General features: G+C 63.6%; 21 protein-coding genes. 7 read left to right on the forward strand and 14 right to left on the reverse strand.

What is annotated here, in order from left to right:
* Positions 1-68: 68 nt before the first annotated feature.
* The gene (gene guaB, locus ACP159_RS22755; protein ID WP_425102028.1) at positions 69-1,517 is read left to right on the forward strand and encodes an IMP dehydrogenase; all 1,449 of its coding nucleotides are present in this window, start codon (positions 69-71) and stop codon (positions 1,515-1,517) included.
* Positions 1,518-2,331: 814 nt separating this feature from the next.
* On the opposite strand, the gene ACP159_RS22760 is transcribed toward guaB, so the two are convergent.
* Entirely contained in the window at positions 2,332-5,499 is a 3,168-nt protein-coding gene (locus ACP159_RS22760; RefSeq protein WP_425102029.1) for a peptidoglycan-binding domain-containing protein, read from the reverse strand.
* Between the two features lie 47 nt (positions 5,500-5,546).
* On the opposite strand from ACP159_RS22760, the gene ACP159_RS22765 reads away from it, so the two are divergent.
* Together ACP159_RS22765 and ACP159_RS22770 are read left to right on the forward strand one after the other, a co-directional pair.
* The gene (locus tag ACP159_RS22765; RefSeq protein WP_425102030.1) at positions 5,547-6,293 is read left to right on the forward strand and encodes a hypothetical protein; all 747 of its coding nucleotides are present in this window, start codon (positions 5,547-5,549) and stop codon (positions 6,291-6,293) included.
* Positions 6,294-6,316: 23 nt separating this feature from the next.
* Complete coding sequence (locus ACP159_RS22770) at positions 6,317-7,183, forward strand: hypothetical protein (RefSeq protein ID WP_425102031.1); 867 nt, start codon at positions 6,317-6,319, stop codon at positions 7,181-7,183.
* Positions 7,184-7,941: 758 nt separating this feature from the next.
* Here the strand turns inward: ACP159_RS22770 and ACP159_RS22775 are convergent.
* From ACP159_RS22775 to ACP159_RS22785, 3 genes are all read right to left on the reverse strand, one after another.
* Complete coding sequence (locus ACP159_RS22775; RefSeq protein WP_425102032.1) at positions 7,942-8,754, reverse strand: arginyltransferase; 813 nt, start codon at positions 8,752-8,754, stop codon at positions 7,942-7,944.
* Between the two features lie 135 nt (positions 8,755-8,889).
* A complete protein-coding gene (locus ACP159_RS22780; protein WP_425102033.1) occupies positions 8,890-9,336 on the reverse strand; it encodes an RDD family protein in 447 nt (148 codons plus the stop codon).
* A gap of 64 nt (positions 9,337-9,400) precedes the next feature.
* On the reverse strand, positions 9,401-9,832 hold the full coding sequence (locus ACP159_RS22785) for a DUF2852 domain-containing protein (protein WP_425102034.1): 432 nt from the start codon (positions 9,830-9,832) through the stop codon (positions 9,401-9,403).
* A 310-nt stretch (positions 9,833-10,142) separates the two neighbouring features.
* Here ACP159_RS22785 and prfB point away from each other — a divergent pair, with 310 nt between their 5' ends.
* Complete coding sequence (prfB, locus tag ACP159_RS22790; RefSeq protein ID WP_425102035.1) at positions 10,143-11,267, forward strand: peptide chain release factor 2; 1,125 nt, start codon at positions 10,143-10,145, stop codon at positions 11,265-11,267.
* Positions 11,268-11,429: 162 nt separating this feature from the next.
* Here the strand turns inward: prfB and ACP159_RS22795 are convergent, their stop codons facing one another.
* Positions 11,430-11,744 (reverse strand): DUF1476 domain-containing protein, encoded by a 315-nt coding sequence (locus tag ACP159_RS22795; protein ID WP_425102036.1) that lies wholly within the window; start codon positions 11,742-11,744, stop codon positions 11,430-11,432.
* A gap of 240 nt (positions 11,745-11,984) precedes the next feature.
* Here ACP159_RS22795 and purC point away from each other — a divergent pair, with 240 nt between their 5' ends.
* On the forward strand, positions 11,985-12,746 hold the full coding sequence (purC, locus tag ACP159_RS22800; protein WP_425102095.1) for a phosphoribosylaminoimidazolesuccinocarboxamide synthase: 762 nt from the start codon (positions 11,985-11,987) through the stop codon (positions 12,744-12,746).
* 101 nt (positions 12,747-12,847) lie between these two features.
* On the opposite strand, the gene ACP159_RS22805 is transcribed toward purC, so the two are convergent.
* The 4 genes from ACP159_RS22805 to ACP159_RS22820 all read right to left on the reverse strand — a co-directional run bounded on the left by ACP159_RS22805 (position 12,848) and on the right by ACP159_RS22820 (position 18,777).
* Positions 12,848-15,106 carry a glycosyltransferase gene (locus ACP159_RS22805; RefSeq protein WP_425102037.1) on the reverse strand — a complete coding sequence of 753 codons (2,259 nt, stop codon included), beginning with the start codon at positions 15,104-15,106 and terminating at the stop codon, positions 12,848-12,850.
* A gap of 14 nt (positions 15,107-15,120) precedes the next feature.
* Entirely contained in the window at positions 15,121-16,974 is a 1,854-nt protein-coding gene (locus ACP159_RS22810) for a tetratricopeptide repeat-containing sulfotransferase family protein (RefSeq protein ID WP_425102038.1), read from the reverse strand.
* Between the two features lie 82 nt (positions 16,975-17,056).
* Positions 17,057-17,284, reverse strand: coding sequence for a hypothetical protein (locus ACP159_RS22815; RefSeq protein ID WP_425102039.1), 228 nt, complete (start codon positions 17,282-17,284; stop codon positions 17,057-17,059).
* 473 nt (positions 17,285-17,757) lie between these two features.
* Positions 17,758-18,777, reverse strand: coding sequence for a Hint domain-containing protein (locus tag ACP159_RS22820; RefSeq protein ID WP_425102040.1), 1,020 nt, complete (start codon positions 18,775-18,777; stop codon positions 17,758-17,760).
* A 298-nt stretch (positions 18,778-19,075) separates the two neighbouring features.
* Between ACP159_RS22820 and ACP159_RS22825 the strand changes: the two genes are divergently transcribed.
* The gene (locus ACP159_RS22825) at positions 19,076-19,408 is read left to right on the forward strand and encodes a DUF6916 family protein (RefSeq protein ID WP_425102041.1); all 333 of its coding nucleotides are present in this window, start codon (positions 19,076-19,078) and stop codon (positions 19,406-19,408) included.
* Positions 19,409-19,417: 9 nt separating this feature from the next.
* Here the strand turns inward: ACP159_RS22825 and ACP159_RS22830 are convergent, their stop codons facing one another.
* From ACP159_RS22830 to ACP159_RS22845, 4 genes are all read right to left on the reverse strand, one after another.
* Positions 19,418-19,924 (reverse strand): N-acetyltransferase family protein, encoded by a 507-nt coding sequence (locus ACP159_RS22830; protein WP_425102042.1) that lies wholly within the window; start codon positions 19,922-19,924, stop codon positions 19,418-19,420.
* Positions 19,925-19,992: 68 nt separating this feature from the next.
* Positions 19,993-20,451 (reverse strand): DUF6916 family protein, encoded by a 459-nt coding sequence (locus tag ACP159_RS22835; RefSeq protein WP_425102043.1) that lies wholly within the window; start codon positions 20,449-20,451, stop codon positions 19,993-19,995.
* Positions 20,452-20,479: 28 nt separating this feature from the next.
* On the reverse strand, positions 20,480-21,016 hold the full coding sequence (locus tag ACP159_RS22840; protein WP_425102044.1) for a phage tail protein: 537 nt from the start codon (positions 21,014-21,016) through the stop codon (positions 20,480-20,482).
* A 226-nt stretch (positions 21,017-21,242) separates the two neighbouring features.
* A complete protein-coding gene (locus ACP159_RS22845) occupies positions 21,243-21,773 on the reverse strand; it encodes a phage tail protein (protein WP_425102045.1) in 531 nt (176 codons plus the stop codon).
* Positions 21,774-22,402: 629 nt separating this feature from the next.
* On the opposite strand from ACP159_RS22845, the gene ACP159_RS22850 reads away from it, so the two are divergent.
* Positions 22,403-24,328 carry a putative bifunctional diguanylate cyclase/phosphodiesterase gene (locus ACP159_RS22850; RefSeq protein ID WP_425102046.1) on the forward strand — a complete coding sequence of 642 codons (1,926 nt, stop codon included), beginning with the start codon at positions 22,403-22,405 and terminating at the stop codon, positions 24,326-24,328.
* Positions 24,329-24,347: 19 nt separating this feature from the next.
* Here ACP159_RS22850 and ACP159_RS22855 read toward each other — a convergent pair whose 3' ends face one another.
* A complete protein-coding gene (locus tag ACP159_RS22855) occupies positions 24,348-26,990 on the reverse strand; it encodes a CheR family methyltransferase (protein WP_425102047.1) in 2,643 nt (880 codons plus the stop codon).
* Positions 26,991-26,997 lie beyond the last annotated feature (7 nt).

Consider the following 26,997-nt stretch of genomic DNA (forward strand, 5'->3'; position numbering starts at 1 on the left):
CCTTTCCCCTCCCGATGATCCATGCAATAGGGACGTGCCAACCGATCCCCTCCCAAGGAGCCGACCCCATGGAGATTCGCGAGGCCCTGACCTTCGATGATGTTCTGCTTGTTCCCGGTGCGTCCGAGGTGCTGCCCAGCACCGCCGACACCCGCACCCGGGTGACGCGTTCGATTGATCTCAACATTCCGCTGCTGTCCTCCGCGATGGACACGGTGACCGAGGCCCGCATGGCCATCACCATGGCGCAGGCGGGCGGCATGGGGGTCATTCACAAGAACCTTTCCGCCGAGGAGCAGGCCCGGCAGGTGCGCCGGGTGAAGCGTTTTGAGAGCGGCATCGTCTACAACCCCGTGACCCTGACCCCGGACCAGACCCTGGCCGATGCCAAGGCGCTGACCGAGCGCTACGGCTTCACCGGCTTTCCGGTGGTGGACAAGGATCACAAGGTTGTCGGCATCGTCACCAACCGCGACATGCGCTTTGCCGAGCATGACGAGACCCCGGTCAAGGCGATGATGACGCATCAGAACCTCGCCATCCTGCAGGAACCGGCCGACCGCCAACGAGCGATTGCCATGATGAAGGAACGCCGGATCGAAAAGCTGCTCGTGGTCAACGCCAGCGGCAAACTGACCGGCCTCCTGACGCTGAAAGACACGGAAATGGCCGTGGTCAACCCGACCGCCTGCAAGGACGAGCTGGGCCGTCTTCGGGTCGCGGCGGCGTCCTCCGTGGGGGACAGCGGCTTTGCCCGGACCGAGATGCTGATCGATTCCGGTGTGGACATCGTCGTCATCGACACCGCGCATGGCCATTCGCGCGGCGTGATCGAGGCAGTGACAAGGGCCAAGACGCTCTCAAACGGCGTGCAGATCATCGCAGGGAACGTGGCGACGGCGGAGGCGACGCGGGCGCTGATCGACGCGGGCGCGGACGCGGTGAAGGTCGGCATCGGGCCGGGCTCGATCTGCACCACCCGCATGGTCGCCGGAGTCGGCGTGCCGCAGCTGACCGCCATCATGGACTGCGCCCAGGCAGCGGGAGACGTGCCGGTGATCGCCGACGGCGGCATCAAGTTCTCCGGTGACTTCGCCAAGGCCATCGCGGCGGGCGCCTCCTGCGCCATGGTCGGCTCGATGATCGCTGGCACCGACGAGAGCCCGGGTGAAGTCATTCTGTACCAGGGCCGCAGCTTCAAATCCTATCGTGGCATGGGCTCGCTCGGTGCCATGGCGCGGGGCTCCGCGGACCGCTATTTCCAGAAGGACGCGGCCTCCGACAAGCTGGTGCCGGAAGGGATCGAGGGTCAGGTGCCGTACAAGGGCTCGGCGGGCGCGGTGATCCACCAACTTGTCGGCGGCCTTCGTGCGGCCATGGGCTATACCGGCAATGCCACCATTGCGCAGATGCGGCAGGGGTGCCAGTTCGTGAAGATCACGGGGGCCGGGCTCAAGGAGAGCCACGTGCACGACGTGCAGATCACGCGCGAAAGCCCGAATTACCGGATCGGGTAAGGCAGCAGGCGCGCGGTTCGGCTGAAGCCGGCCGGACCCGCCGAAAGGTTCCGGCTTGCCGGCTGACATGGCCGGTCGGGCCGTTCGGCTGGAACTCACAGCAGGCCATGCCCTGTGGCAGTGCGGTCTCGCGGACGGACATCTCGCAGGGAGCCGCCAGGACAAGGGTTGCCCGGCCGGACTACTTGGAGGCGCGGCCCATGAACGAACGCCGGTTTCGCTCGATGTCCCGACCGCCGTTGCAAGGCGATGGCCAAATGGGTGGTGCGTTACAGTGCCGCCAGCATTGACCTGACCTGTCGTGCGGTCAGCATCAGTGAGACGTGCCATCGGTGTCAGCCGACGCTTGGCGGTGAAAAAGAGCTGATCGCCGATTGGAACCTTGCTTGGACGACGGCCAGTGGACATGGGTCCATGGTCCGTGCTTCCCGCACCCCGGGGAACGTGAAAGGCTTCGGTTGGAACCACAAGCGCGTTTGCCGATCTGTTGCGATTTGGAACGCGCCATGTGGCTTGAGCCGCGCAACCGGCGGCCTGGGGAGAAAACGCGCCTCTGACGGTTCGTGAAGACCCGAACGAAGTCCTGTCCATGCATTGCCCGGAAGCAGAGACCAAGCATGAGCGAGTGGGATTTCATGCGCTGTTGGCCGGTCCTTCCGCACTTGGAATTGTCTGGATGACGTCAAGCGCGAAGCTCTGGACATAAACGAAAAACCAAACAAGGAATACAGTGGAGCGCCCCGATGCATCAACTGAAGGGCGCTTGAATTCGACTGACGTGCCCCCGAAAAAAATGGCGGTATTGCCGAGTGAATTAGCCGTCCAAGGCTGCAAGCAGGGCCTTTGCCATCCTTCGGCTCTGGGAGGCACGACAGTTTTCGGGGTCCGCTGCACAGGTGCGCTCGACCCAGGATTCAATCGCATTGGCGGTCTTTTCACCATAGTCGCCGTCCACCCGGATCCCGCCCAGACGGCGCTGCAGCGCACGGATCGTGTCGGCACCGAAAACGTTCTGTTCCAGCCACCTGTGGGTGATGTTCTCCTTGAAAGGGCTGTGGATGGCCGCCATCAGGATGGCGTCGACGGTCAGCGAGACGGGCCTGTCCTGCATCGGCTTGCCACGCAGGGCCACTGCGACGTCGGAGCCGACATTGGTGCGCGGAACCGAATGCTCGCCGTTCGCGGCGTACTCCAGCAAATCCCGGATCACCGCGATGGCCTCGGCGCGGGACAGATCGTCCCCCTGATAGCCGTTGTCCCACAGAGCGTTGCGGGCCTGGATGGCCCGGGGATAGAGCACACCCTTGTCAAGAAACGTCTCGACCAGAGACGCCTCGTAAGGATTGAGCGTCCTGTTCCAGATACTGGCCCCGAATATGCCGCCGATCTCCCGGACGGTGCCTTCATCCGCCTGATCGACAAGCGACGCGATGTCCTCCCGAGTGATGCCGAAACAGGAAGTCTTTCCGGGTTTCAGGCAGGTATCGAAGAGCGGCGACCGGAACATGAAGATGACGAGATCGGGATTTTCGGTGGCTCTGGCACGGTCGATCAGGTCTGTCATCGTCTCGGTGCACAGCTCCGATTGGCAGTCCGCCAGCCGATAGGGCAGATCGCCAAGGCTCAGCAGGTCCGCGTCCTTCAGCGTGTCCATGACCTCGCGAAAACGGACCGCGGAGGTCTGCTGCATCTCGGGATAGAGGACATTGATGGCGAGCAGCGCCAGGGCGACCCGGCTGCGTTGCCAGATCTGCTCGCCCAATTCGACGGACGGGAGCGCGGCAAACCATCTCTCGGCGTAGTCCTTGCACCGGTCCGAATTGATTTCACAATAGTCGATGTATTCCACCACGACCGGCGCACCGTTCGCCGGGGGCGGCGGCTGCATTGCCGGATCCGGTTTCACGAAAATCTCGGAAAACATAGCCTCGATCCCGCTTGTCCAGGCATCGAAAGCGCGGTTGTCGCCTTTTTCAAAGGCTTCGGCGAGCAGGTCCATGCCTTCGAACACGCAATCCGCCTCTGTCTCGCAATCAAGGTCGTGATAGTTCCAGACCAGCATTTCGCCGGCTTTGCGCAGGTTCCATCGGCGCGTCTTGCTGGCGTCGCGGTGCAAGGTGAGGGCGGTCTGCATGCAGTTGTCCTTGCAGAACGCGCCGAAAATCTCCGGGTCGATCTGAATCCCGGAGGCACGCAGCGATTTGCCCCAGTCGTCGTCCGGTGCATTCTCCTCGGCAAGATAGGCGGCGGCCTTGCGAAAACAGGGATCGGGATCGTCCGTGCACCCCAATTCCTTGGTTCGGTACATGTTGGCCCAGGCCATTTCGAGATAGCCGTACCCTTCACCCGCGTCCGCGAGCGCCTGATAGCCCTCGACGGCGAGTCGGACGCAATCGCCGTTTGCACTGCAGGGCAGGACCTCGGCCCATCGCTCCTCGGCCCGGATATTGGCGAGTTCCCAGTAGGACCAGACCGATGCGCCATTGTCGATGGCCGATTGCAGGGCAGAGACGGCCTCCAGAATGCAGGTTGCCGGGTCCGCGCAGATGGCCGGGTCATCGACATTGCGTTTCAACAGGCGCCCAAGGCGGTACTGCGCCCAGGCGGTGTTGTCCGCCGCCGCCGTGCGGTAGGCCCCGACCTGAAATGTCAGGCATGTCCCGGTCTCGTCGCAGGGCAGGGAGATGCGCCCAGTTTCAGAAAGAAAGGCGATATCGGCATTCGCCGCGGCAAAATCGTCCTCGTCGATGAGGATGCGATATAGCGCGAGCGCCTGTTCGTCGCAGGCCTTCCGGTCGCCGCAGACCGGCAGCGCGGCCTCGTTGTAGGCATAGAAGTCCGCACGGGTCTCGCGGGCTTCGGCCCGGTCCAGCAAGGCGAGTTTGTCGAGGAAGCCAAGGTAGAGCGTGACACAGGCGTCGCCGTAGGGGCAGGGACCATCGTCGTCGACGAGGAGATTCCTGATGTTGACAATGGCGTGCGCGTGTCCGAGTTCCAGTGCCTCGGACAGGGCCGAAAACGTCTCTTGGAAGGTAATGGACAGGTCCTTGTCTTCCATGCCAGCCTGAAGGGCGCGTCCATATTGATAGGCGAGCCGCGCGGATGTCGGAGCATTGTCCAGATCGGACTTGCAGGCCGCGATGGCCGTCTTCGCATCGACCTCCTCCAGCGTTCGGCCAATGGACCCGGGGTGGCGGCCCGGGTCCGAAGCATTCGCCGCTTCCAGATCGCATCCGGTCACATTGGTCGGCCAGATGTTCTTGCCGGTCGGATCAACCGGGCCGGTTGGTATGCCGGTCGATTGCTGCTCAATGTCCGGAGTGATCCCTGTTTCCGGCGGATCCACGGGCCGCATGGCCATGCGCAGGTACTGCGGGATGATCTCCATGCGCAAGGCAAGCATCATGCCGGTTTCCGGGTTGTACCCCGTGAAAATCCCGACGAGCGTGCCGCCGATGTACAGACCTGAACCGCTCATGCTGCGAATGCGGTTCTCATCCGGGCTAAGGTCCTGGATCTTGAACCGGAGCCAGTGCGGGTCGATTTCCCTCAGGCTCGCGTCTACGACCTTGTCGATGCCGTCCCGTCGCGTCCTCAACTCCAGAGAGACGTTCTTGTTCAGGGCATCGCGCAGCACATCGGCATAGGCATTGGCGGGTACGGGAACCCATGTCGACGTGCACGTCACCGGCCTTTCCGTGCCTTGAATCCGCGCCCAGGCAATGTCGAAGTCCTCGTAACGATCCTCGATTTCCACACGGATGAAGCCGCTGTTCCGGGGCACCCGGATATTGGCGCGATCCGTGGGTGCTTCGACGGGTGAAAAAACATGCAGGGGCGCCAGCACCCGGCATTCGTCCTGGTATTTGAAGAGATATCCTATTCCGATCTTGTTCCCGGAATGCACTTCAACCCATTCGGCCCGGGCCTTCGTGGCCAAAGAAACTGTACAGATCAAAAACAGGAGAATAAGCTTTTTCATCAGCAACCGTGGCAAGTGGAAATGCGACCATCTTCGGAGACGATTTCATGTTATGCGATTCTTTGAAGATTTTCACCCTGACAATTCTCGTGGCGACGCCCGGACTTGCGCAGGATGGGGGTGCTCCGACCGGGCTGCGGCCAATCGGGGCGGCCGAGGAAGACTGGTTGCCCACGGTGAATTCTTCCGGGGCGCTTGTCGTTGCGGTCCGGGCGCTGCCTGTGGCAAGTGCAGCGAACAAAGCATCGACCGCGCTCGTTCCGGCCCGGTTCGCGGGGCAGACGCTGTGTTATTCCATGCTGGGTGATAACGGGCGGTATTACGGATCGCAAACCCTGGAGGTCTTGCAGGACTGGACCGGAGGCACGACAGCCGTGCCGGTCAATACCAGATATATCGAGAGCCCCAAGGTGCTTGCGGGTTTGTCCCCCGATCTGAGTTTCGGATATCTGATGCTCGGCGCCTGCAATACCGAGGTCGGAAACCGCGTGACGCTGGTCAGCAATTGGGGGCAGGCGCTTGTCGGAGATCCGAAAAGCCTGCAAATCTTCATCGACGACGACGACAACCGCCGTCTGAAGGCCCGTGCGATGCCGGGCCTTCCCCTGGTCGATTGCAGGCGTTCGGTGGGCAAGAGCGCGATTTACAAGTTCGTCTGCGATGTCCCGGTGCCGCCGGAGGCATCGGGGGATCTGGAAATGGAAATCCTGCGCTATGACACGGACATGGATGCGGATGGAAATCCGGTCGAAACGCGCCGCCGGTCGATCTTTCTCGATGTTGCGCTGAAATGACCGAAACCGCCGCGCACGCCCCGATGATACTGAAAGACAAACGGTTCCGGGCGCTGGTCCTGCGGATCGCGCTTTTCCTGATGATAACCGTTCCCTTGTTCGCGCTGTTCTTCCTGCCGCGGGAGACGGCGGTCATGGTTCAGGCGGATACGCAGGAGCTGGGCATCGTGCTTGCCGCGTCCCGGGAAAACCAGATCGCTCTGCCCGCGGGATGGAATGAAAGCGCCGGGATGACGCCGCTCGAGGCGGGGGACATGCTGGTTCCTGCCGGTGGCGCCCGGCTGACACTGCGGCTGCGGCGCTCGGGATTTCTGGCGCTGATGCTGGAGCCGGGACCCCGAAGCAGCCCTGGAGACCCGCTTGGCACGCTGGACGGTGCGGCGATTGCCGAACCTTTGGTGCTCATTTTCAACCCGGATGGGATCGCCGCCTTTGATCCGATCGAAATGTTCGGCGAGGTGACGCTCGGCACGGTTGTGACGGATACGTCTGTGTCCTACCTGAGCAGCGGAGATTATGTCTTCTGGGAGACCGGTCTGCTCAGTGAAGCCTCGGACCCGGTCCGGACCGGCAGCTTTGCCATCGGCAGTCTGGTCGAGATCCAGGGCCGCAATGGCGACCCCTTCGAAGCCCGGCTGTTCGTGGAGCCAGCGGGCAGGCGGGGCGAGGACGATGTCGGCATGTTCGCGATGGTCGACACAGGCTATGGCGCTCCGCGGCTCAAGGTTCATCGCAGCCGTTTGGACAAAGCGCTCGATATCGCGCCGCGCTGGACAGATCGCGCATTGTCGAGCCCTCTGTTGCTCGGATTTTCGTCAACCTTGGCGGCCATTCTTCTGGTTCTGCAATTGGTCGGGTTCCTTCGACCCGACGCGGAGAACACTCTGTAAGCGTCGAGAGTCATCGTCGACGTCGTCATGCAGGCGCGCCCGCGCAAGCCTTGCGACATCGCCACACTGATGCTCTTGGTTCACTGGCATATCAGCCAAACTGACTGCCCGGCATCTTCGGGCAACATAGGTGGTCTTGAATTTCCTCCAGATTGCCGCCGTGCGACGTGATGGCGCTCGTTTCATTTCGGGCGGCGAGGTTCAGGTCCGAAGAGCGTCAATCAGACGCCTATACCGGCGCCATGATCCCATCTGTTGGGTGCGTTTTTCGGTGTCGTGACTGATCCGGCCATCAACCCGTCTTGGGCTTGGCACCTGGCCCGAAATCCCGCGACCACCTCTGCGGGTTCGGTCGCCCCGGAGCGTATCATTTCGCGCGGTATGTACCGCGAGACTCGACACTCAGGGCAGATCTCGCTGTTCTGCTTCTCCTGAAGAAAACGCCCGCCGGATCTTCGAAATCGTCTTCAATACCAAAATCCCGCACGGTGCTCCCCGATGTTCTCGGAGGCATCTTCACCATCAGGGCAAGGGGGGCAGTTCTGTATGCCGTTCACCCCGCAACGGCGGAAATCTTGCATGTCTGTTCAACATCTTAAGTGCCGTAGCCAATCGGCAGACCGCGCAAGGCCGGTAGCGCAACCGGAAACAGTCAAGTCTACGCTACAAAGGCGATTTTCTTCGCCAATACGTCTGCAAAGACCGGCGGAGTCCGATAGGACCGGCAGGACCGTTCTCTCATCTCTCTCGGGATATGGTCAACCCCGGGTGTCGGGGAAGGAAATGTTGGCCACCTGCTCGGCGATCGGATCGGTCGAAAGCGGGTGGCTTTCGCTTTCATAGGCGTCCGCGTCCTGCATTTCCTCCCACTGGCCGCGGCGGTAGACCTCGACCGCGTCGAACTGCGCTTTGTAGCCCATCTTCTCCGAGCCGGGCACCCAGTAGCCAAGATAGACGTAAGGCAGGCCCGCCTCCCGGGCGATGTCGATGTGATCGAGGATCATCCAGGTGCCGAGCGAGCTTTGCCGCAGGGACGGCTCGTAGAAGGAGTAGACCATGGACAGCCCATCATCGAGCATGTCCGTCAGGCACACGGCCTTCAGCGTGTCATCCGCGCTGTCGATATATTCGATGACGCGGCTGCGGATCGGGGTTTCCTCGACCATGGCGGCGAATTCGAACACGTCCATGTCCGCCATGCCGCCATCGGCGTGCCGCGCGTCGAGGTAGCGGCGGAACAGGTCGAACTGCTCCTCCGTGGCCCAGGGCGAAGTGGCGCGGCGAGTCAGATAGGCGTTCTTCTTCAAAGTGCGCTTCTGGCTGCGCGAGGGCTTGAAGCGCTGCACGTCGATGCGGGCCGAGAGGCAGGCGGCACAATCGGAACAGGACGGTCGGTAGAGCACGTTCTGCGAGCGGCGGAAGCCCTGTTTCGACAGAGTGTCATTCAGCTTCTGCGCATTGTCCCCCTGCAGCGCCGTGAACAGTTTCCGCTCCATCCGGCCCTTGAGATAGGGGCAGGGCTGGGGCGCTGTCACGTAGAACTGCGGGGCAATGGGAAGAGAGTGACGCATGGGCAGGGAGACTCGTTGATTGAGCCGAACGGTAACAAGGAAAATTTTCTACGCCAAGCCCCCTGACAAGAGGTAAACCCCGCCAAGGCGGGGTTTCTCTTAAGGTTTGGTTAACCTTTGTCCCGTGTCCGGGGATCAGGCGCGGCGATTGAGGGCGACGGCGTTCATCACCATGTCGGTCAGGCCCTGGCCGCGTTCGGTGAACAGCATCATCGCGATGGAGATCAGTTGCAGCGGAAAGACCGCGAGGGAGATCGTGTAGCCGAGCGTGTGCAGGAAGGCCTGGCTCAGGTCAAAGCGCTGGCCACGGGCGTCGCGGAACTCGATGGCCATCATGCGCATGCCCCAGGTTGCAGAGCCGCCCGCGATGGTCGCGACCCGGTAGAGGAAGCTGACGATGGCGAAGAGCGGGGCAAAGACGAAGGCCGCGAGGCCGACGGTAAAGATCAGGATCGGCACCATGAAGATGCAGACGATGGCAAAGTCGATGACCCAGGCGAGACCGCGCTTGATCGCGACGCCTTCGTAGAAGGCGGCCTGGCGGTCCGGGTCGGGCAGGTGGGTGTAGGTGTCGCTGTACATGGTGATCCTGAATGTAGGGGGTAGGGCGGCCCCATGGAAGGGGCCGCCGGACAGATGCGCCGGATTACGCGTCTTCGGTGTTGCGGGCCTCGTCGGCCATGCGCTTTTCACGGTCGTCCATGAACTGGTCGAACTCGGCCTTGTCCTTGGCGTCCCGCAGGCGCTGCAGGAAGGCTTCGAAGGCTTCCTGCTCGTCCATCAGGCGGCGCAGGGTGTCTTCCTTGTAGGCGTCGAAGGCGGAGTTGCCGCTCGACTTCATGCTGCGGAAGCCGTGGTAACGGTGGGAATGGCCGTGCGAGCGGCAGGACTTGTTGAACATGCGTTTGCTCCAGATCATGTATGCCAGAAGGGCGAGGCCGACAGGCCAGAAGAAGATGAAACCGAGTACCATCGCTGCGATCCATGCGCCTTTACCGCGCTGATCGAGCCAGGCCTCAGCCCGCGAGAACCAGCCGGAGGCGGCGGGAACGTTGGCGGTATAGGTGGCGGTGGTCATGTCTCTCTCCGTTTCAGGTTGTGTATGTGAATGTCTTTCACATCACAGGAGATCGGGATTGGTGGCCCGGGTTGCAAGGGTTGATGTGAATGTTTTTTACATTTGTTTTGATAGCTGTTTTTTATCAGAGTTTTACGGGGGAAATTTCTGACGGGAGTGCGGGGTGTAACCCCGCCCTACAGGCTGTCCCGCCGCGCGGTGGCCGGGTTTGCTCCCCGAACCGAAGGCGCCGATGCCCGCTCTTGCTCCCCAATCGCCCCCTTGCTATCACGCGGCACCCGATGCGGTCTTTGATACAGGAAGTCCTCCCATGCGCGCCGAAGTCCAGAACAACGTCGACAAGGTCGAGAAGTCGCTTGAGCTGCTCAAGCAGCGGCTGGGCTGGGAGACGGCGCAGCACCGGCTGGAGGAGTTCAACGCCCGGGTCGAAGACCCGAACCTCTGGGACGATCCGGCGGCGGCGCAGAAGCTGATGCAGGAGCGGCAGATGCTGCTCGACGCCATGGAGACCTATACCTCCATCAAGCAGGAGCTGTCCGACCAGGTCGAGCTGATCGAGCTTGGCGAGATGGAGGAGGACGAGGAGGTCGTCGGCGAGGCGGAGAAGGCGATTGCCGCACTGGTGGAGAAGGCGGCGAAGAAGGAACTCGAAGCGCTGTTGAACGGCGAGACCGACGGCAACGACGCCTTCCTCGAAATCAAGGCCGGTGCCGGCGGCACGGAGGCCTGCGACTGGGCCAACATGCTGGCGCGGATGTATGTCCGCTGGGCGGAGAAGCGGGGCTTCGAGGTCGAATTGCAGGAAGAGCAAGCGGGCGCAGAAGCGGGGATCAAATCCGCGACTTACCAGATCAAGGGCCACAACGCCTATGGCTGGCTGAAGTCGGAGAGCGGCACGCACCGGCTGGTGCGGATCTCGCCCTTTGGCAAGGGCACGCGCGAGACCTCCTTTGCCGCCGTGGGTGCCTATCCGGTGATCGACGACAACATCGAAGTGACGGTGAACCCGGCGGATATCCGCATCGACACCTTCCGCTCCTCGGGCGCAGGCGGACAGCACGTGAACACCACCGACTCCGCGGTGCGAATCACGCACTTTCCCACCGGCATCGTGGTGACCTCCTCGGAGAAATCGCAGCACCAGAACCGCGACATCGCCATGAAGGCGCTGAAATCGCGGCTGTACCAGCTGGAACTGGATCGCCGGAACGCCGAGGTCAACGCGCTGCACGAGGCGAAAGGCGATGCGGGATGGGGCGCGCAGATCCGGTCCTACGTGCTGCAACCCTACCAGATGGTGAAGGACCTGCGGACCCAGTACGAGACGGCGGACACGCAAGGGGTGCTCGACGGCGACCTCGACGGCTTCATGGAAGCGACGCTGGCGCTGCAGGTGGCGGGCAAGAGCCGGGCGGACGCGCGCGGCGAGGACTGATTGTCGGCACGCGCAAGGCCAGCGATGAAAAAAGGCGCCCCCGGGGCGCCTTTTTTGGTGTGTGGCCGGGCTGGGCGCCGGTCCGCGTTCCTGCGGTAGGGTGGGTTTTCAACCCACCGCCGCGCGTTGGTGGGCTGAAAACCCACCCTACCCAGTCCGCGCTCAATGCTCCTCGAGCATCTGCCCCTTGGCCATGACCAGCAGCGCCTCGCGCTTGGCGCGGATCTCGTCCGCGGTGGCCTTGCCGTCCAGATCGGCGGCAACCTTGCGCACCACGTCCTCGTGACCGGCCTCTTCGAAATCGGCCTTGATGACCGCGCGGGCATAGGCCTCGGCCTCTTCGCCGACAAGGCCCATCAGCTCCGCGGCCCACATGCCCAGCAGCTTGTTGCAGCGCGCTTCGGCCTTGAACTTGATTTCCTCGTCATGGGCGAACTTGTTCTCGAAGGCGCTTTCGCGATCGTCGAAGGTGGACATGGGGCTACTCCCTCGGGATTGAAAATGGTCCGTTTCGATATGCCGTTGCGCGGCCTTCGTTGCAAGGCCCCAAAGCCCGGGCTGCGGCAACGCGCGCCGTTTCAGCGCGGTTTTTCGGGATTTGCGCAGCGCGGGCACCCTGCGTCCCAACGTGCGCTTGCGGCGCCTCGGGACTCGGAGTAAGACGGCGGCAAACGCGCTCGCTCCAGGGCGCCTTTGGCATTTCCAGAAAGGCCGATGATGGCACGTCGCAAGAAGATTTACGAAGGCAAGGCCAAGACTCTCTACGAGGGCCCGGAACCGGGGACGATCGTCCAGTACTTCAAGGACGACGCCACTGCCTTCAACGCCGAGAAGAAGGCGACGATCGAGGGCAAGGGCGTGCTCAACAACATGCTCTCCGAGTTCTTCATGACCGGGCTCAACAACGTCGGCGTGCCGACGCACTTCATCCGCCGCCTGAACATGCGCGAGCAGCTGGTCCGCGCCTGCGAGATCGTGCCGCTGGAAGTGGTGGTGCGCAACTACGCCGCCGGGTCGATGTCCAAGCGCCTGAACATCGAAGAGGGCACGCAACTGCCGCGTCCGATCGTCGAATACTACTACAAGGACGACAAGCTCGGTGATCCGATGGTCACCGAGGAGCATATCGCCGCCTTCGGCTGGGCCTCGCAGCATGACATGGACGACATCGTGGCGCTGGCGCTGCGGGTCAACGATTTCATGACCGGCCTGATGTACGGCGTCGGGATCAAGCTGATCGACTTCAAGATCGAGATCGGCCGGGTCTATGACGGCGATTTCCAGCGGCTCATCGTGGCCGACGAGATTTCTCCGGACAGCTGCCGCCTGTGGGACATGGAAACAGGGCAGAAGCTCGACAAGGACGTGTTCCGCCGTGACCTCGGCTCGCTGACCGATGCCTATTCCGAGGTGGCCAAGCGGCTTGGCGTGATGCCGAAGCAGGCGACGCACCGGGCGAAGCCGACGCTGATCAATTGAAAGCCCGTCTGCGTGAAGTGACGCAGCGGAGCTTCGGGACGGAAAGGGCGGCCTGAGAGCCGCCTTTTTCTATTCCAGATTAGAGGTTTGCGAGGCGTTCTTCACGCGGTTTCGCGGCCACGTAGGGCCTCCAGAAGGGTCGGCCAGACCTGGCTCGGGCGTTGGCGCGTGCCGTTCGCGGCCCAGTGGCTCGGCAGGGTCTTGTAGCGCACGGGGTTGTGCATGGCGACGACCTGCGCCAGCGGAGCGGTGTCGAGGATGGTCAGCGGAAAATCGTCGCGCGGGATTTCGGTCTGCACGAGGTAATGCGCGACGGTACGAGTCAGCACGCCCGGGCCCGTCTTGCCCCAGGCGCTCTCGGCATTGCGTTCGAGCAGCGCCTTGCGCACCAGCTTGGCCGCCGCGATCAGCGCCGGATGCTGCGGCGGGGCGGCGATGAAGTTGTTGCCGAGTGCGCCGCCGAGCGCTTCGCGGTAGACCACAAGTCCCGCGGTGCCCTGCAGCAATCCGTCCAGATCGCCGTACAGCCGGTCGTCCGCGTCGGCCCAGATGCCGCCGTGATGCACCAGCAGGCAGAGCCGCAGCAGGTCCGATTCCTCCGCCGGGTTGCGTGCGAGGTCGAGCGCCCGCACCCAACGCGGGCCGAAATGGTCGCGCAGGAAGCGCACGGCGCCTGGGCGATCCCAGAGGTCATGCGTATAGCCTGGCGCGGCGGCCCAGCTCTGCACCATGTCGCGGACCGCGTCGGGCGGTTCCGGCTTGTCCCAGTACTGGACGATGCGCTTCGGGATCTCCGGCCCGGTTGTCCAGCCCGGCGCGGTGCTCCGCCAGTGGTCGATCAGCCGCAGCGCGGCGATGACGCTTTCCGGGCGCGTGTGGCGCCAGTCCTCGACCTTGTCATAGCCGCCCCGGGCCTTGTAATCGCGCTCCTCCAGTTGCAGCTCCAGCGCCATGGTTCCGGCCAGCCCGCTGCGATGCAGCAACCCGCCCGCTTCGCCCAGCGGATCGCCGATCTGGTCGCGGATGGCGTCGAGGTGGCGGATGTCGGCGAGGCTGTAGACCAGTTTCGCCATGGTGGTGCGGGTCTGCTTGTTGAGCTGACCAAGGTCGCGCAGCCGGGCGTAATGGCGCATCGCTGTGCCGAGATCGTTGCGCATTCCGGCCAACATCAGGCGATGCGTCGTCAACTCACCCTCGGGCAGATGCCCTGCGCCGGCGTCGATGGCCGCTTCGGCGAGGTCCAGACGCCCGAGCTTCAGCGCCCAGAGGATACGGAAGGTGGCCAGCCCCCGCGCCTCCGGCCAGCGCCGCACCGCAAGGCCGAGGTACCGCAGGGCGAGGGCATAGCGGCCCTGTCCGATCAGTGCCGTGGCGAGCATCTGCGCCTCATGCGCGGCCTTCGGTCTCTGGCGTCGCGGGCGCAGCAGCGCCACGGCGCGGTCCCAATCCATCAGCGCCAAAGCCGCCTGCGCGGACAATTCATTGTGCAGGCGCTCGGTCAGATGCGGCTGCAGAGCGGCGCCGATCTCGTCGAGGATGTCCGCGTCGGCGGAGGCCATCTGGCTCGAATAGAGGTAGCGCAGGACCACGGGCGCGGTGGGCGTGTGGGTCAGGATGCGGGTGAGGATCGCCTCCTCCTGCGCCAACTGCCCGAGCTGCCGGTGCGCCCGGGCGAGCGGCACGGCGAATTCCAGCGGCAGGGCGCCGGGGGCGTCCTCCGTTTCGGCGTTGCCGAGCAGAAGGGACAGACCGCGCACGGCGGCCTCGGGCGGGCAGGGGCCGGTGAGCAGGGCGGCGTAATCGACCCGCAGGCCGACGTTCTCGGGATCGCGTTCCAGAAGGCGGTGGTAGATCGGCGCGGCCAGACCGGGGCCGCCGGGCAGGGCGCGCAGGGCGGCAAGCGGTTCGGTGGGGTCCAGGTCCGGCAGCGCGTCCACCGCAGCACCGAGCGCCCGGGCCAGCCGGGCGGGCTGGGCAAGGGACTGGCGCAGTGCCAAATCGAGCGTCAGGAAGCGCGGGAAGCCGCTGACCCCGCCCCGGGCGAACACTGCGTCCAGCGCTTCCGCCGCCTCCGCATCGCGCCCGATGTCGTGCAGCAGTTCGGCACGTTTCAGCGGGGGCCAGAAGTTGTGCGGATGCGCCGCCTCCGCCAGCGACAGCAGGTGCAGGGCGCGGGCGTGGTTGCCCTCGCGGCGGGTCAGTTCGGCATCGAGCAGCCAGAACTTCGCCGGGATCACCTCTGCCAGCGCCGCTTCGTACTGTGCGCGGGCCTCCGCAATGTCGCCATGGTCCAGCGCATGGTCGGCGGCATCGGTGAAGCGTTGCCAACTGGGTGGGGAGGGCACAGGCGTGTCGGCCATCTCGGTCCTCTGCGTCAGGAACGCGGGTCCAGTCCGGCGGCGACGCGGTCCTCGTCGCTCAGCGCGTCCTGCACCTCGATCGCGAGGTTCTTCAGCAGCGGACCGTACCGCCGCCAGCGGGCGACGGAGCTGTCGTAGATCGGCTGGCGCACCTGCGCGACGGAGGCAGTGTTGACCTGGTGGCTGGAGGCGGTGTGGTCGAGCATCGCGGGGCTCCAGTCCAGCCCGACGAACGCCACGAGCTCGCGCATCCGCGCCTCGGGATCGGTGACGATGTCTTCATAGGCCACCTGCCGCACCCGGTCCGGAAGCAGCTCGGCCCAGCGGCTGGCCAGCGCGTCGAACCGCCGCCAGGTTGCACCCAGCGCGGGGAAGGCGGTGCTGAACGGCTGGTTGGCGCCGAAGTTCTGCATGTAGTTGGACAGCAGGTTGTCCATCGGATGCCGCCGCATGATCAGGAACTTCGCGCGCGGCAGCGCCATGGCGAGCAGCGGCACATAGTGGTAATTCGCCGGCATCTTGTCCGAGACATAGCCGGCACGCAGCCCCTCGCCGTGCAGCACTGCGACGTAATCCTCCGCCAGCCGCGCGAAGTCGTCCGGTGTCAGCGCGTCGCTGTCCAGGTCCTTTTCCAGCGCCGCATGCAGGCGCTTGTTGCGGCCCAGTGCGCGGATCGTGGCGGGCAGCTCGCCTCCCGCCTGCACGTCCGGATGGCGCGAGAACATCTGGTCCATGAGCGTGGTGCCGGAGCGGGGCATGCCGCAGATGAAGATCGGGCTGACCTCCGTGACCGTCTTGCTGGCGCAGCGCGAGAGCAGCGCGGGCGTGACGAACTCGAGCAGACGCTCGGTCCGCTCGGCGGCGTTGTCCTCTCCGAAGGCCCTCGGTTGCTGCGCGGTGGCAAGGGCGTTGGCGGCGTTGAAATAGCCGATGGCGGCTTCGTAATTGCCGAGATCGTCCTCCGCCTTGCCGAGTGCGAAGAGCAAGGCGGTGCGCGGCTCCACCGCAATGGAGTCGAGCCGGGACTCGTAGGTCTTGAGCGTGTTGTATTCCGGGCTGTCCGCCGTGGTCTTGCGAATGTGTACAACCCGGGTCAGCGCGGCGATACCGACGGGCGGCTTGTTCGCGATGCCGAGCAGCATGTCCACGGCCTCCGCGATCTTGCCCTGTGCGGCCAGCGTATTGCCGAGGTGCAGCATCGGCTCGGGCTGACCGGGGGCAAGCTCCATCGCGCGGCGGGCGTGGTGCTCGGCGCTGTCGGGGCGCTCGCGGCGGAACAACGCATGGGCGAGGTGCGAATGCGCCGGGGCGTTTTGCGGATCGACGCTGAGCGCGCGGAACAGCACGTCGATGGCGGCGTCGAACTGCTGTGCACGGATATGCGCCTGTCCGAGGTTGAGCAGCACATCGAGGATGGTGCCATCGAGCGAGACCGCCTTTTGCAGGTGCCGGATGGCGCCGGGCAGGTCGCTCTTGGTCAGCAGCGCCGCGCCAAGGTTGCCATGCGCCAGCGCCAGGTTCGGCGCGATCTCCGTCGCCCGCTTCAGCCGCTCGATTGCGGCGTCCATCTGGCCGGACTGCGCCAGGATCGTGCCAAGGTCGACCAGGGCCACCGGATCGCTGGGCTCGGTGTTGTCGACCACGGTTTCCAGCATGGAAATCGCCGTGTCGCGATCGCCCCGATAGGAATGGTTGAGTGCCTTGAGGTGCAGCAGCCGGGGCACGCCCGGATGCGCGGTCAGAAGGCGGTCCAGCATGATGTCCGCTTCCCGATAGCGTCCGGCGGCCTGATGTTGCGCCACGCGCTCGAGATCGGCGTTGACGCTGTCCAGCAGCGCGGCGTTCTGTTGGGCGACGGATGCGGTCATGGGAACTCCCGGGCGTTGGTCTGGGTCGAAAACCTCGGCTTCCAGTGTTAAGCGGCGGGGCGGGGAAAGGAAAGGGTCGAGGTCATGCGGTCCGTCTAGCCAGCCAACGGCGCGACCGCGCGGCGAGACGGCTCCGGAGCGCCGACGGCACCATGCGTGGCGCGACGATCCGGGGCAGCGGCATTTCCCGGATCTTCGGCGCATCAGCCCGCTCGTGCCCGTTCACGAAGGCCGCGCGGCCCGGATTGTCGAGGTAGGTTTCGCAGGCCAGACCCTCCGCGAGGATAAGCTCGTGCGCGTCAGTTTCCACGTGGAAGCAGGTGAACAGCGGCCAACCGCGTACCAGTCGCTGATGATGAGATGGCCTTGCGTCGTGCCCGTTCCCATATCCGGAGCATACCGCGCTTTCTGTTCGTTCGTGTATCGGTCCGAGTACAGGTTCTTGATGCTCAGCGTGAACTGGATGCCGTTTTCCATGAACGTCATCGTCACATCGGTGCCCTGAACGAATTGACCGGGGCCGTCGTCGAATTCAAACAATGCCATGGTTCATCATTCCGTTTGCCTTGGGCCTTGCCATGCTGCTGCGGCGGAGCCGATTGCCGGGAACGACGCATGGAACAGGACGCCTCGGGCCGTTTTGCCCCACGCCATTGTCCAAGTCTGACAGGTAAATGATATTCGGTCTTTGATATGTGTTAAGTTCAAAAAGGATCTTACAAAGAAAATGGCCGGAGGGTGAAGCTCCGGCCAAATCGTGGTTGTGTCTCGGCGCGGTGCCGATCAGGCGGCGACGCGCGGGGCCCGCTGTGCGAGACGGGTCTCGATGTCCTGCGGCACCATGCGCGGGGCGATGATGCGGGGCAGGGCCATTTCCGGGATCATCGGGGCGCCTGCGCGCTCCGCGCCGTTCACGAAGGCGCTGCGGTCCGGGTTGTCGAGGTAGCTCTCCGAGGCCAGACCTTCGGCGAGGATGAGCTCGTGCGCGTCGGTCTCGATGTGGTAGTAGGTGAAGCCTTCCACCGGCATCGTGGCGACCTTGTAGATCGAGGAGCCATTGACCAGGGCCGAGGCATTGAACAGAAGGCCGTCGATTTCCACCGCATGATCCGGCGAGACGTAGAGGTCGCGGGACGGCACGTTCTCGGAAATCGCGCCAGCGGTGATGCAGATCGGGTTGACCTTGCCCGGGTGGGCGGTGCGTCCGTCGATGGGCTGGATGCCAACCCACTTGACGGTGGTCTCGCCGCCATGGGCGAGGGGCAGGGTGTCGCCTGGCTTGAGGTCCTGAACGAGCACGCGGCCGCGGGTGGTCTCGATCCCGGTGTCTTCGAGGTAGCACACGATGTCGGCGTTCAGGCTGTCGATCTGGATGTATCCGTCACCGGAGAGCAGCGTGAACTTGATCGCGGTGAAGGTGTTCGTGCCGGCCTGGTTGATGGTGATGCTGTCGTTCGCCGCGTTGACTGTCGAAACGAAGTTCCCGTTTGTCCCGACGAAGGTGAACCGCCAACTGCCGGTGATCGACCGGCCGATGTTCAAGGTCAGGCTGCCGCCGAAGGACGAACCGGGATTGGTGACATCCAGCGTCCAGACTCCCGCGCCGCCGTAGTCGGTGACCGACAGAAGGCCAACGCTGGGACCGTCGTCCGGATTGTAAAAGGCCACGTTGTGGTTCGCCGCACCGGACGGGTTGGCGCTGGTGCTGAGGGTAAAATTGGTACTGTTGTCGGTAAAGCTAATCGAAGCGTTGGTGCCCTGGTCGCTGAGGTCGCTACCGGTGCTGAAATTGAATAGAGTCATTCACGTCTCCCAATCGCCGGTGCGTCGTTTCGAGGCCCGGGCCTGTTTCCGGATCGCCGACCGGCGCAAGGACCGGGGCGGCTGAATCAACATGAAGAAAGTGTTAACAGCTTTCGCGCGGTAGAACAGTGATTTTGCGCACATCGGGCAAGTCAGGGTGGCATATTCAGCACGAAAAACGGCATTTGGTGCACGATCTGATTTCATCATGGTGAGACTTCGGCCCGGAAAGGTCATTGACCTGCGCCCCCGCATGGGTTTGCCTGCGCACCGGACGCAGACCAGACCGGGACATTCGATGACCGACCTAGCCATTCTGAAGATAGACCATTTCGCCCCTCTGGCCGGACAGACCGTCCGTGTCGCGGCGGAGGGCCAAAGCCTCGACCTCACGCTGGACAACGTCAAGGCGCTGGGTGCGCATACCTCGCGGGACACCCACCTTGAAGTCGGCGGGCGGGTGATCCCGCCGCGCGAAGCCTTTGTCCTTGTCCTGGAAGGGCCGCGCGAGCCGGTGCTGCCGCAGCAAACCTACCCTTTGACGTTCCCGGAGCTCGGAACTTTGGACCTGTTCATGGTGCCGTTCCGGCAGGATCATGCCTGCACGCTGTACGAAATCGGGTTCAGCTGACGGGCGTGGTCAGATCTCGCGCGGGCTGAGGTCCGGCCGCCATTCCATGCGCAGATGGGTCGCTGTCTGGTTGGTCGGGCGGAACCCGAGCCGGCGATAGAGCGATAGTGCCGGATTGCCATGCGCCACGCTGAGCCGCGCGGGCACCTTGCCGCCCCAGGCCTCATTGAGCAGGGACTTGAGGATGTCGGTGCCGATGCCGCGCCCGCGATGGCTCTCGGCGATCGTGAATTCGATGATGTAGAGGCAGTCGTCCTGCCGGTCGAGATAGAGCCGCCCGACAGGCACACCGTCGAGCTCGATCACGAGAAACTTCGCCCCGAGGAACTCCATCCGGTAGGACAGGTCCTGCGCCTTGAACTGTTGTTCGAGGAAGTCCTTCTTGTCCTCCTCCGTCCAGCGGGTGATGCGGAATTCCCATTCCCGGGTGCTGGCGTAAAGCGCCATGAGAAAGGCGCGGTCGCTGTCCTGGACCGGGCGGAAACTGACCTGGCCCTTGGGAAAAAGCGTCTGCATGTCCTTGCTCCATCAAAGAAAACGGCCTCCGCCCGATGGGCGAAGGCCGATGCATCCTGCCAAGCACGTCAGTTGAGCACAAGCTCGATATAGGCCCGCCCGTCCCGGCGCGGCGCGGCGGTCACGTAGAGATCCGCACCGCCGAGCCGCGGATGCGAAATGGTGTACATGCCATGCTGTGCCGCCACCATGGGCGCCATGTCCGGGCCGTCGAAGAGCGCGGTCACGCCTTCGCGGCGCGGCAGCTGCGCGGGCCGCCCCGGGCCGGAAACATGGGCAACGACGCCGACGAGGGTCAGCGCAATCGTGCCGTGATCTGCCGAACGGAAGCGGAAGCGCTGGCCGACGAAGCTGGCGAGTTCGTCGGCGGTGGCGCTTGTCCAGCGTGGCGTCAGCGCCGATGCCGGGGCTGTCCGTGGCGCCGGGTCCGACAAGGCCGAAGCTGTGCCCGGCAGGGCGGCCGCGGCCGCGCAGACCGCTGTACCCGCAACCGCGGCGCGCCGGGACATCCGTGTCTGATTGGTCATGATCTGTCCTTTCGGGTTCGGTGACGGATCAGTTCCGCGACGGGAAGATGCCTTGAAGCGCAATGATGAAGTTCACCGTCAGGAACGGCGGCATGTTGTTGTGCGCCTGGTTGCCCCCGGCGTTGGCTACGGTGATCGAGGCCGGATGCAACTGGACGTCGGCGGCGGCGGCCTGGGCGCGGTAGCTTGCGCTGCGGCTCGCCAGCATGTTGTTCGTCGGGTCGTCGAGATTGCCGGCGCGAGTCTCGGCGTTCAGGGCGGCAGTATGTGTGTGCTGCGGCATCTCGCTCGCCTGCAGCGTGACGGTTTCCGTTCCGCCCCAGGAGCCGAGGGCTCGTGGCGTCAGGCCCGGACCTGTCGAGCCGCCCGAGTGCGTCGGAAACCGGCCCCGCATGTCCGGCAGGGCAAAGGTCGTCCGACCGTCGCCACCGTACGTGGTCCCGAGGATCGAGAAAACTGCGGTATTCTGGCTGATGGGGAGCAACTGCCCGGAACAGAAGCTCCAGCTGCGCGGTGCGAAGTTGCCGCCGAACATGACGATCTCGCCGAGAAATGGTTCTGACATGGAACGGTCCTTTTCAAATGGCTCTGCCGCTTTTGCCAGACGTGGTCTTTCAGGTCGCAGCGAGATGTTAACCTTTCGTTAACAGATACTGCCGGGCACTCCGACCTGTAAAGTGTTGTTTTGGTTCGGCTATCGTATTGGTTGAACGCAAATTGATCGAATCGCGCAAAAGAAAAGGCCCGCGCGGGGCGGGCCTTCGGTTCCTGGACGCTCCGGGCGCCGGCGGTCAGTTCCGGGACGGGAAAATCCCGTAGAGACAGACCTGGTAGTTCATCACCAGGTACGGCTGCATGTTGTTGTGTGACTGGCTGCCGCCGATATTCTGTTCGACGATCGAATCCGCGTTGAGCGAAACATCCTCGGCCGCCGCCTGGGCCCTGAACGCGCCGGTGTGGGCCGCCAGCATGTTGCCGGTGGGATCGTCAAGGTTGCCGGCCCGCCCTTCCGCCCTGAGGATCGGCGTGTGGTTGTGATTGGGGATTTCGTTCAATGTCAACGTGACGTCTTCCTGGCCACTTTTCTGGCCTATGACCCGCAGCGAGAGGCCGGGGCCATGTCCCTCGTGGATCGGCACCCGGCCGCGCAGGTCGGGCAGGCCGAAGGTTGTCTGTCCATCGCCGCCGTAGATGGTGCCGAACAGCGAAAACAGTGCAGAGTTCTGCGAGATCGCGATCAGCTGACCATCGCATTTCGCGAAGTTGCGCTGTGCGAAGTTGTACCCCACCAACAGGATTTGACCGATGTATTCCTGACCCATGAATTCCACTCCCTGAAAAGTTTTGACGTAACGACAGGTGTAGGTGACCACACGCTAGGGTGTAAAGAAATCTTTGCTGTCTGCGTGTTTAGTTGTTCTCTCTCAAGCGCAGAAATGGGTCCTCAGAGTTGATCGGGCCTCGTTTTGGGGGCCGTCGTACATGCGTTTGGCGATCAAGGATCGAGACGATCCGGCAAGGCGCAGAATCAACCAAAGGGTGATCTCTGTCCTTCAGCCCGGATGTGTGGCGCGATCCTTCGACAGATGCGCGTACGCCACCTTGGGGTATCGGCCGGTCCGGCGCCGCGGCGGCAAAGGTTTCGGAGTTTATCCAGTACAGTCAGAGCGTTGACAGGAAATGTCCCGGTTGTCATGATCGTCTTGGCGGATCGGCGCACCGCCCCGGCGCTCGCGAAACCCGGGATTTCTTTCCGAACGAAGGAAACCATTATTATTTTGTTTACTAATTTTATCGACTCTCGCGGGCGTATGATTGACTGCTTGGTGTGCCGTGTTCTGGCATAGCGGGGCCGCAAGGATGGATTGTATAGCTTTCGCGTTGAACACTGAGCCGTCGTTGGTGTCTTTCCGCTGCCTTCTGGTTGTTGTGCCTGACGGAGTTCGGGCACATGCCTGAACCGATGCACGTCACGATGCAGTCCGCCGAACGCGAACTGCGGGCCACGCTGTTCAGCCTTGCCAGCGCGATCAAGTCGATGACCGGCGCGGATGGCGTTGCGCTCGGCATCGACGGCGACGTGAACGACGGGCGCCCGCTGCGTATAGGATCATGCAACGACTCGGCGGTGCGGGCCCGCGTCTTCGGCCTGCTCGAGGAATCGCTGCGCGAGAATGCCCCGGTGCGCAGCTTCAACGGATCCAAGCTCTCGGAAATGCGCCAGCAGTTCGTCGAGGACGACGACCTGCTGTTTGCCATGTCGGACAGTGTGCCGGATATGCCGGTGATCGCAGGCGGGCGGGGCGCGCCGTTCATGTTCCACATGATGGTTCTGTTCTCGGACCGCATCTGTCTGTCCGAGAAGGAAGAGCACGCCTGCGACATGGGCTGCGACCTGTTCCGGTCGCTGATCAGCCAATGGAAGGAGCGGTGCCTCGCGGAGGTCGACCGGGAGACGACCTTTCAGGAACTGCTGCGCTATCGGCGACGGGCCGAACTTGACGGGCTGACCCTGGTGGAGAACGCGGCCTCGTTCCGCGCGATCTGCGAGCATCGGATTGCCAATTGCAGTGGCGAGCTAGCGCTCGTGCTGATCGACCTCGATCACTTCAAGTCCATCAACGACATCTACGGCCACCAGTTCGGCGACACCTATCTGAAGGCGATCGGCCGGTCGCTGGGTGGCCTTCGGGCGCTCGACGCCATCGTGGGTCGGATCGGCGGTGATGAATTCGCGGTACTGATGGAAGCCAGCAAGATCACCGACAGCTACCTGCAAGTCATCCTGCACCAGATCAATGCGAAGGTGCAGCGCGACCTGACCAAGCTGAAAAAGCCCGGTCTGGGGCGGATGAGCATGGGCGTGAGCGTCTATGAACGCCACGGCGAGACGTTCGACGAGCTGTTCCAGCGGGCTGACGCGGCGCTCTATGCGACGAAGGCCGCCGGGCGCAACGGGGTGGTGATCTTCGACGAGCAGCTGCACGGGCAATACGACCGTCGCTCGCTCGGGTTGCGTTTCGAACGGGCGCTGGAGCGGGGCGAGATCATCCCCTACTTCCAGCCGATCATCAACCTGCAGACCGGCTTGTGCCACGGGGTGGAGGCGCTGGTCCGCTGGCTCGATCCGGAACTGGGGTTGCTCACGCCGGCTTCCTTCAGCGGCATCATGAGCGATCACAGCCAGGCGGAGAAGCTGACCCGCACCATGGCGCAGCAGGCGCTTGCCATCCTGTCAAAGGCGCGCGGGGTTGGCCGCATGAGCAAGGCGGTGCTGACGTTGAACGTCACGCATTTCGACCTGATGCGCCCGGAGTTCGTCTTCGACATCCAGGAGTGGCTGACCTGCAGCGGCGTCGACTGGGAGTCGCTGAAGATCGAGGTGACGGAGCAGACCATGCTCGGCGACATCGAGGGGCAGGTCTTCCGGACGCTGGCGGAAATCCGCACCCGCGGCGCCCGGGTGGCGCTGGACGATTTCGGCACCGGGTACGGCGGGCTGGAACACCTGAAGGCGTGGCCGGTCGACGTAATCAAGGTTGACCGCAATTTCATCTCCGCGATGGAAAACTCTGTCCGGGGCAGGGCGGTGGTCAGCGGCTTGTGCACCATCGCGCATGATCTTGGTCTCGGGGTCATCGCCGAAGGGATCGAGACCCGGGAGGTCCGCGACATGCTGATGGAGATGCATTGCGGCTTCGGCCAGGGCTATCTTTACAGCAAGCCGGTTGCGGCGGATGAAATCTGCGAGGTCTGGGACCGGATCAACGCGGAGGCGCAGCCGGACGTGTACGCATGCACGGCGACCGCCCGGACAACGAAAGAGGAAGAGGCCATCATCGCCACCCGGAAATCGGCGGCGGCGAGCCGGCGTTGACGACCTGCAAACCCGGCTGTCAGGCCGGGTTGATGTCTCCCCCCTGACGGAAGATCGCCAGCACGCCGTCGCTGCTGTCCTTGCGCGAATCTTCCTGGGTGCGGTGTACCTCGACGCGCATGGTCATGCCCTCGTGCTGGCCCGAAAAGAACTCCGATTTCCCGGTTTCCAGCACCCGCCGCGCGACGGTATCGAGATTGATGAAGTCCAGCCGCGGGCCGATGACCGAAATCTTGCGCCCGAAGTCGTGGGTTTCCAGCCCGAACCATTCCCCGATCAGCAGGCTGTGGCGCTGCACCAGCAGGTTGGAGTCCAGAAAGATCGTGCCGATGCGCAGCGTCTCCAGCACGCTTTCGGTCTGCTGGTTCAGGGTCGAGAGCATTTCGATCTTGCGCTCGTGTTCGGAACTGACGGTAATCAGTTCCTCGTTGACCGCGTGCAATTCCTCGTTGGAGCTCTGCAGTTCCTCGTTGGAGGCCTGCAACTCCTCGTTGGAAGCCTGCAACTCCTCGTTGGAGGCCTGCAGTTCCTCGCCGCTGGCTTCGAGACGCTCGGTGACGTGCTGCAGCGTTTCCTCGGTGAACTTCAGGTCGCGTTCCAGCTCCTGAACCCGCCGCGCAAGGATCTCCGTGTCGTCGTTGTTGGTCATCGCCAGCGGCTCTTCCTCGCCGTGGAGCGAGCCGGCATCGCCTTCGAGCAGGATGCGCAGCAGGACGAGGATCGGTTTGACCTTCATGTCGAGCGCTTCGACCACCAGCGTGCATTTCTGCTTGCGCCCTTCGCCGAGGTCGATGGTCACAGAGCGCGACAACGACGCGCTCTCTCCAAGGCGTAGCTTTTCCAGACCGACGCTGATCGGCGTGTGCAGGTCCGGATGCACGATCTCGTCGACGGTCCAGTCGGCGAGGTTGTTCTTGGTGTCGATGAAGGCGGAGGCGGCGCCGAACCAGCTGAGCACCTCGTTGTCCGCGGTGATCAGGATGGAGGACGGCGCATAGCGCTTGAGCAGGCTGTTGTAGCTGCGCATGAGCGCATCGCGGTTACGGCCCGTGTTGTTGCGGCTGACGGTGGTCAGCACGCGGGGCGAGTCGTCGGTGTTGCTGTGCTCGGCGTGCGAGATGCGGTGCGCCAGACCCATGCGATCCGAGATGAAATTGGCGCTGAACGGGCGGCTGGAGACGACCTTGCGGAACAGCCGCCAGCGGGCGTTGATGGTCTCGAAATCCGAGCTGAGCTCGCCCAGCGTCTCGGAGGGCCCGAGCGCCAACACGCCGTTCTTGCGCAGCCCGAAGAGGAACATCGAAACGACGCGCTTCTGCGCGTCCTGTCTGAGGTAGATCAGCAGGTTGCGGCAGGAGATCAGGTCGAGGTTCAGGAAGGGTGGATCGTTCAGCACGTCGTTGACGGAGAAGATGATCTTCTGCCGCAGCGCCGGCTCGACGATGAAGTTGTCGCCATCCTGCCGGAAATAGCGGCGGCGCAGCTCCTCGGGCACCTTGTCCAGCGCCGCGCTGCCGTAAATGCCGGCGGAGGCGATGTCGATGGAGCGGCGGTGGATGTCCGTGGCGATGATGCGGAAATCCTGCAGGTGGCCCGCCTGCCGCAGCGATTCCGACAGTTCGATGGCGATGGTGTAGGCCTCTTCCCCGGAAGAACAGCCCGGCACCCAGATCCGCAACGGCCGGTCGGCGGCGTATTCCTTCACCATCGGGTCGAGCACCTCCTCGCGCAGGGCGATGATGCTGTCCGGATCGCGGTAGAACTCGGTCACGCCGATCAGCAGGTCATGGTACAGCTCGTCCAGAAGCTGATCGTCCTTGCCGAGTTTCTCGACGTATTTTTCGAGGCTCTGTTCCCCGCGCAGGCTCATGCGGCGGTTGATGCGCCGGTTCACGCTGATCGACTTGTAGGAGGAAATGTCGAGGTGGTGCTTGCGCTCCAGCAGGGACATGATGGTGCGCGAGGCATCGCCGCTGAGCGGCAGGTTCTCCCCGGCGCCCTCCGGGTTGGTCAACGCACGGTGGATGATGGCCGGAATGTCTGCAGCCTGCGCCACGTGATCGACCACGCCGAGGTTCATCAGCGAGCGCGGCATGGAGGTGAAGGTCGCCTCGGACGGGGCCTGCACGATGACGGTCGCCCCGGCGGCATGCAGCAGCTGGCCGCCCATGCTGCCGTCGGCACCGGAGCCGGAGAGCACGACCGCCACGGTCTTCTGCGGATGCCGCGAGACCAGCGACCGGAACAGCGAGTCGATCGGCGAATGCGGCAGGCGCGCGTCGGTCTCATAGGGGCTGGTTTCAAAGTAGCCGCGCTTGTCGACGGTAGCCAGGGTATTGGGGCGGTTGAGGAATATCGTGTTTGGTTCGAGTGCCTGGCCGTCCTCGATGTGCTTGATCGTCATGGTCGAGCGCCGTGAAAGCAGGCTGTCCATCATCGAGCGATAATCCGGCGACAGGTGCTGGATGACGATGTAGCACCAGCCTTCGTCCACCGGCGCGTTCTGGAAGAAGGCCTCGAGCGGCTCGAGCGCCCCGGCCGAGCCGCCGATGGCGATCACCGGCACTTTCGCAGGATCGAAGGGCGCGGCAGGTGCGGCGCGCGCGCTCGAATCCTGTGCGCTTTTCTTTGCCGATTTGGCGGATTTCTTGCTAGAAGTCATGGTATCC

The organism is Tropicibacter sp. S64 (assembly GCF_049803835.1).
Classification (GTDB): Bacteria; Pseudomonadota; Alphaproteobacteria; order Rhodobacterales; family Rhodobacteraceae; genus Pacificoceanicola.

Bases quoted from the DNA above. Each gene is read 5' to 3' on its own strand.
- guaB (WP_425102028.1), top strand. From the start codon at position 69: ATGGAGATTCGCGAGGCCCTGACCTTCGATGATGTTCTGCTTGTTCCC.
- ACP159_RS22760 (WP_425102029.1), bottom strand. From the start codon at position 5,499: ATGAAAAAGCTTATTCTCCTGTTTTTGATCTGTACAGTTTCTTTGGCC.
- ACP159_RS22765 (WP_425102030.1), top strand. From the start codon at position 5,547: ATGTTATGCGATTCTTTGAAGATTTTCACCCTGACAATTCTCGTGGCG.
- ACP159_RS22770 (WP_425102031.1), top strand. From the start codon at position 6,317: ATGATACTGAAAGACAAACGGTTCCGGGCGCTGGTCCTGCGGATCGCG.
- ACP159_RS22775 (WP_425102032.1), bottom strand. From the start codon at position 8,754: ATGCGTCACTCTCTTCCCATTGCCCCGCAGTTCTACGTGACAGCGCCC.
- ACP159_RS22780 (WP_425102033.1), bottom strand. From the start codon at position 9,336: ATGTACAGCGACACCTACACCCACCTGCCCGACCCGGACCGCCAGGCC.
- ACP159_RS22785 (WP_425102034.1), bottom strand. From the start codon at position 9,832: ATGACCACCGCCACCTATACCGCCAACGTTCCCGCCGCCTCCGGCTGG.
- prfB (WP_425102035.1), top strand. From the start codon at position 10,143: ATGCGCGCCGAAGTCCAGAACAACGTCGACAAGGTCGAGAAGTCGCTT.
- ACP159_RS22795 (WP_425102036.1), bottom strand. From the start codon at position 11,744: ATGTCCACCTTCGACGATCGCGAAAGCGCCTTCGAGAACAAGTTCGCC.
- purC (WP_425102095.1), top strand. From the start codon at position 11,985: ATGGCACGTCGCAAGAAGATTTACGAAGGCAAGGCCAAGACTCTCTAC.
- ACP159_RS22805 (WP_425102037.1), bottom strand. From the start codon at position 15,106: ATGGCCGACACGCCTGTGCCCTCCCCACCCAGTTGGCAACGCTTCACC.
- ACP159_RS22810 (WP_425102038.1), bottom strand. From the start codon at position 16,974: ATGACCGCATCCGTCGCCCAACAGAACGCCGCGCTGCTGGACAGCGTC.
- ACP159_RS22820 (WP_425102040.1), bottom strand. From the start codon at position 18,777: ATGACTCTATTCAATTTCAGCACCGGTAGCGACCTCAGCGACCAGGGC.
- ACP159_RS22825 (WP_425102041.1), top strand. From the start codon at position 19,076: ATGACCGACCTAGCCATTCTGAAGATAGACCATTTCGCCCCTCTGGCC.
- ACP159_RS22830 (WP_425102042.1), bottom strand. From the start codon at position 19,924: ATGCAGACGCTTTTTCCCAAGGGCCAGGTCAGTTTCCGCCCGGTCCAG.
- ACP159_RS22835 (WP_425102043.1), bottom strand. From the start codon at position 20,451: ATGACCAATCAGACACGGATGTCCCGGCGCGCCGCGGTTGCGGGTACA.
- ACP159_RS22840 (WP_425102044.1), bottom strand. From the start codon at position 21,016: ATGTCAGAACCATTTCTCGGCGAGATCGTCATGTTCGGCGGCAACTTC.
- ACP159_RS22845 (WP_425102045.1), bottom strand. From the start codon at position 21,773: ATGGGTCAGGAATACATCGGTCAAATCCTGTTGGTGGGGTACAACTTC.
- ACP159_RS22850 (WP_425102046.1), top strand. From the start codon at position 22,403: ATGCCTGAACCGATGCACGTCACGATGCAGTCCGCCGAACGCGAACTG.
- ACP159_RS22855 (WP_425102047.1), bottom strand. From the start codon at position 26,990: ATGACTTCTAGCAAGAAATCCGCCAAATCGGCAAAGAAAAGCGCACAG.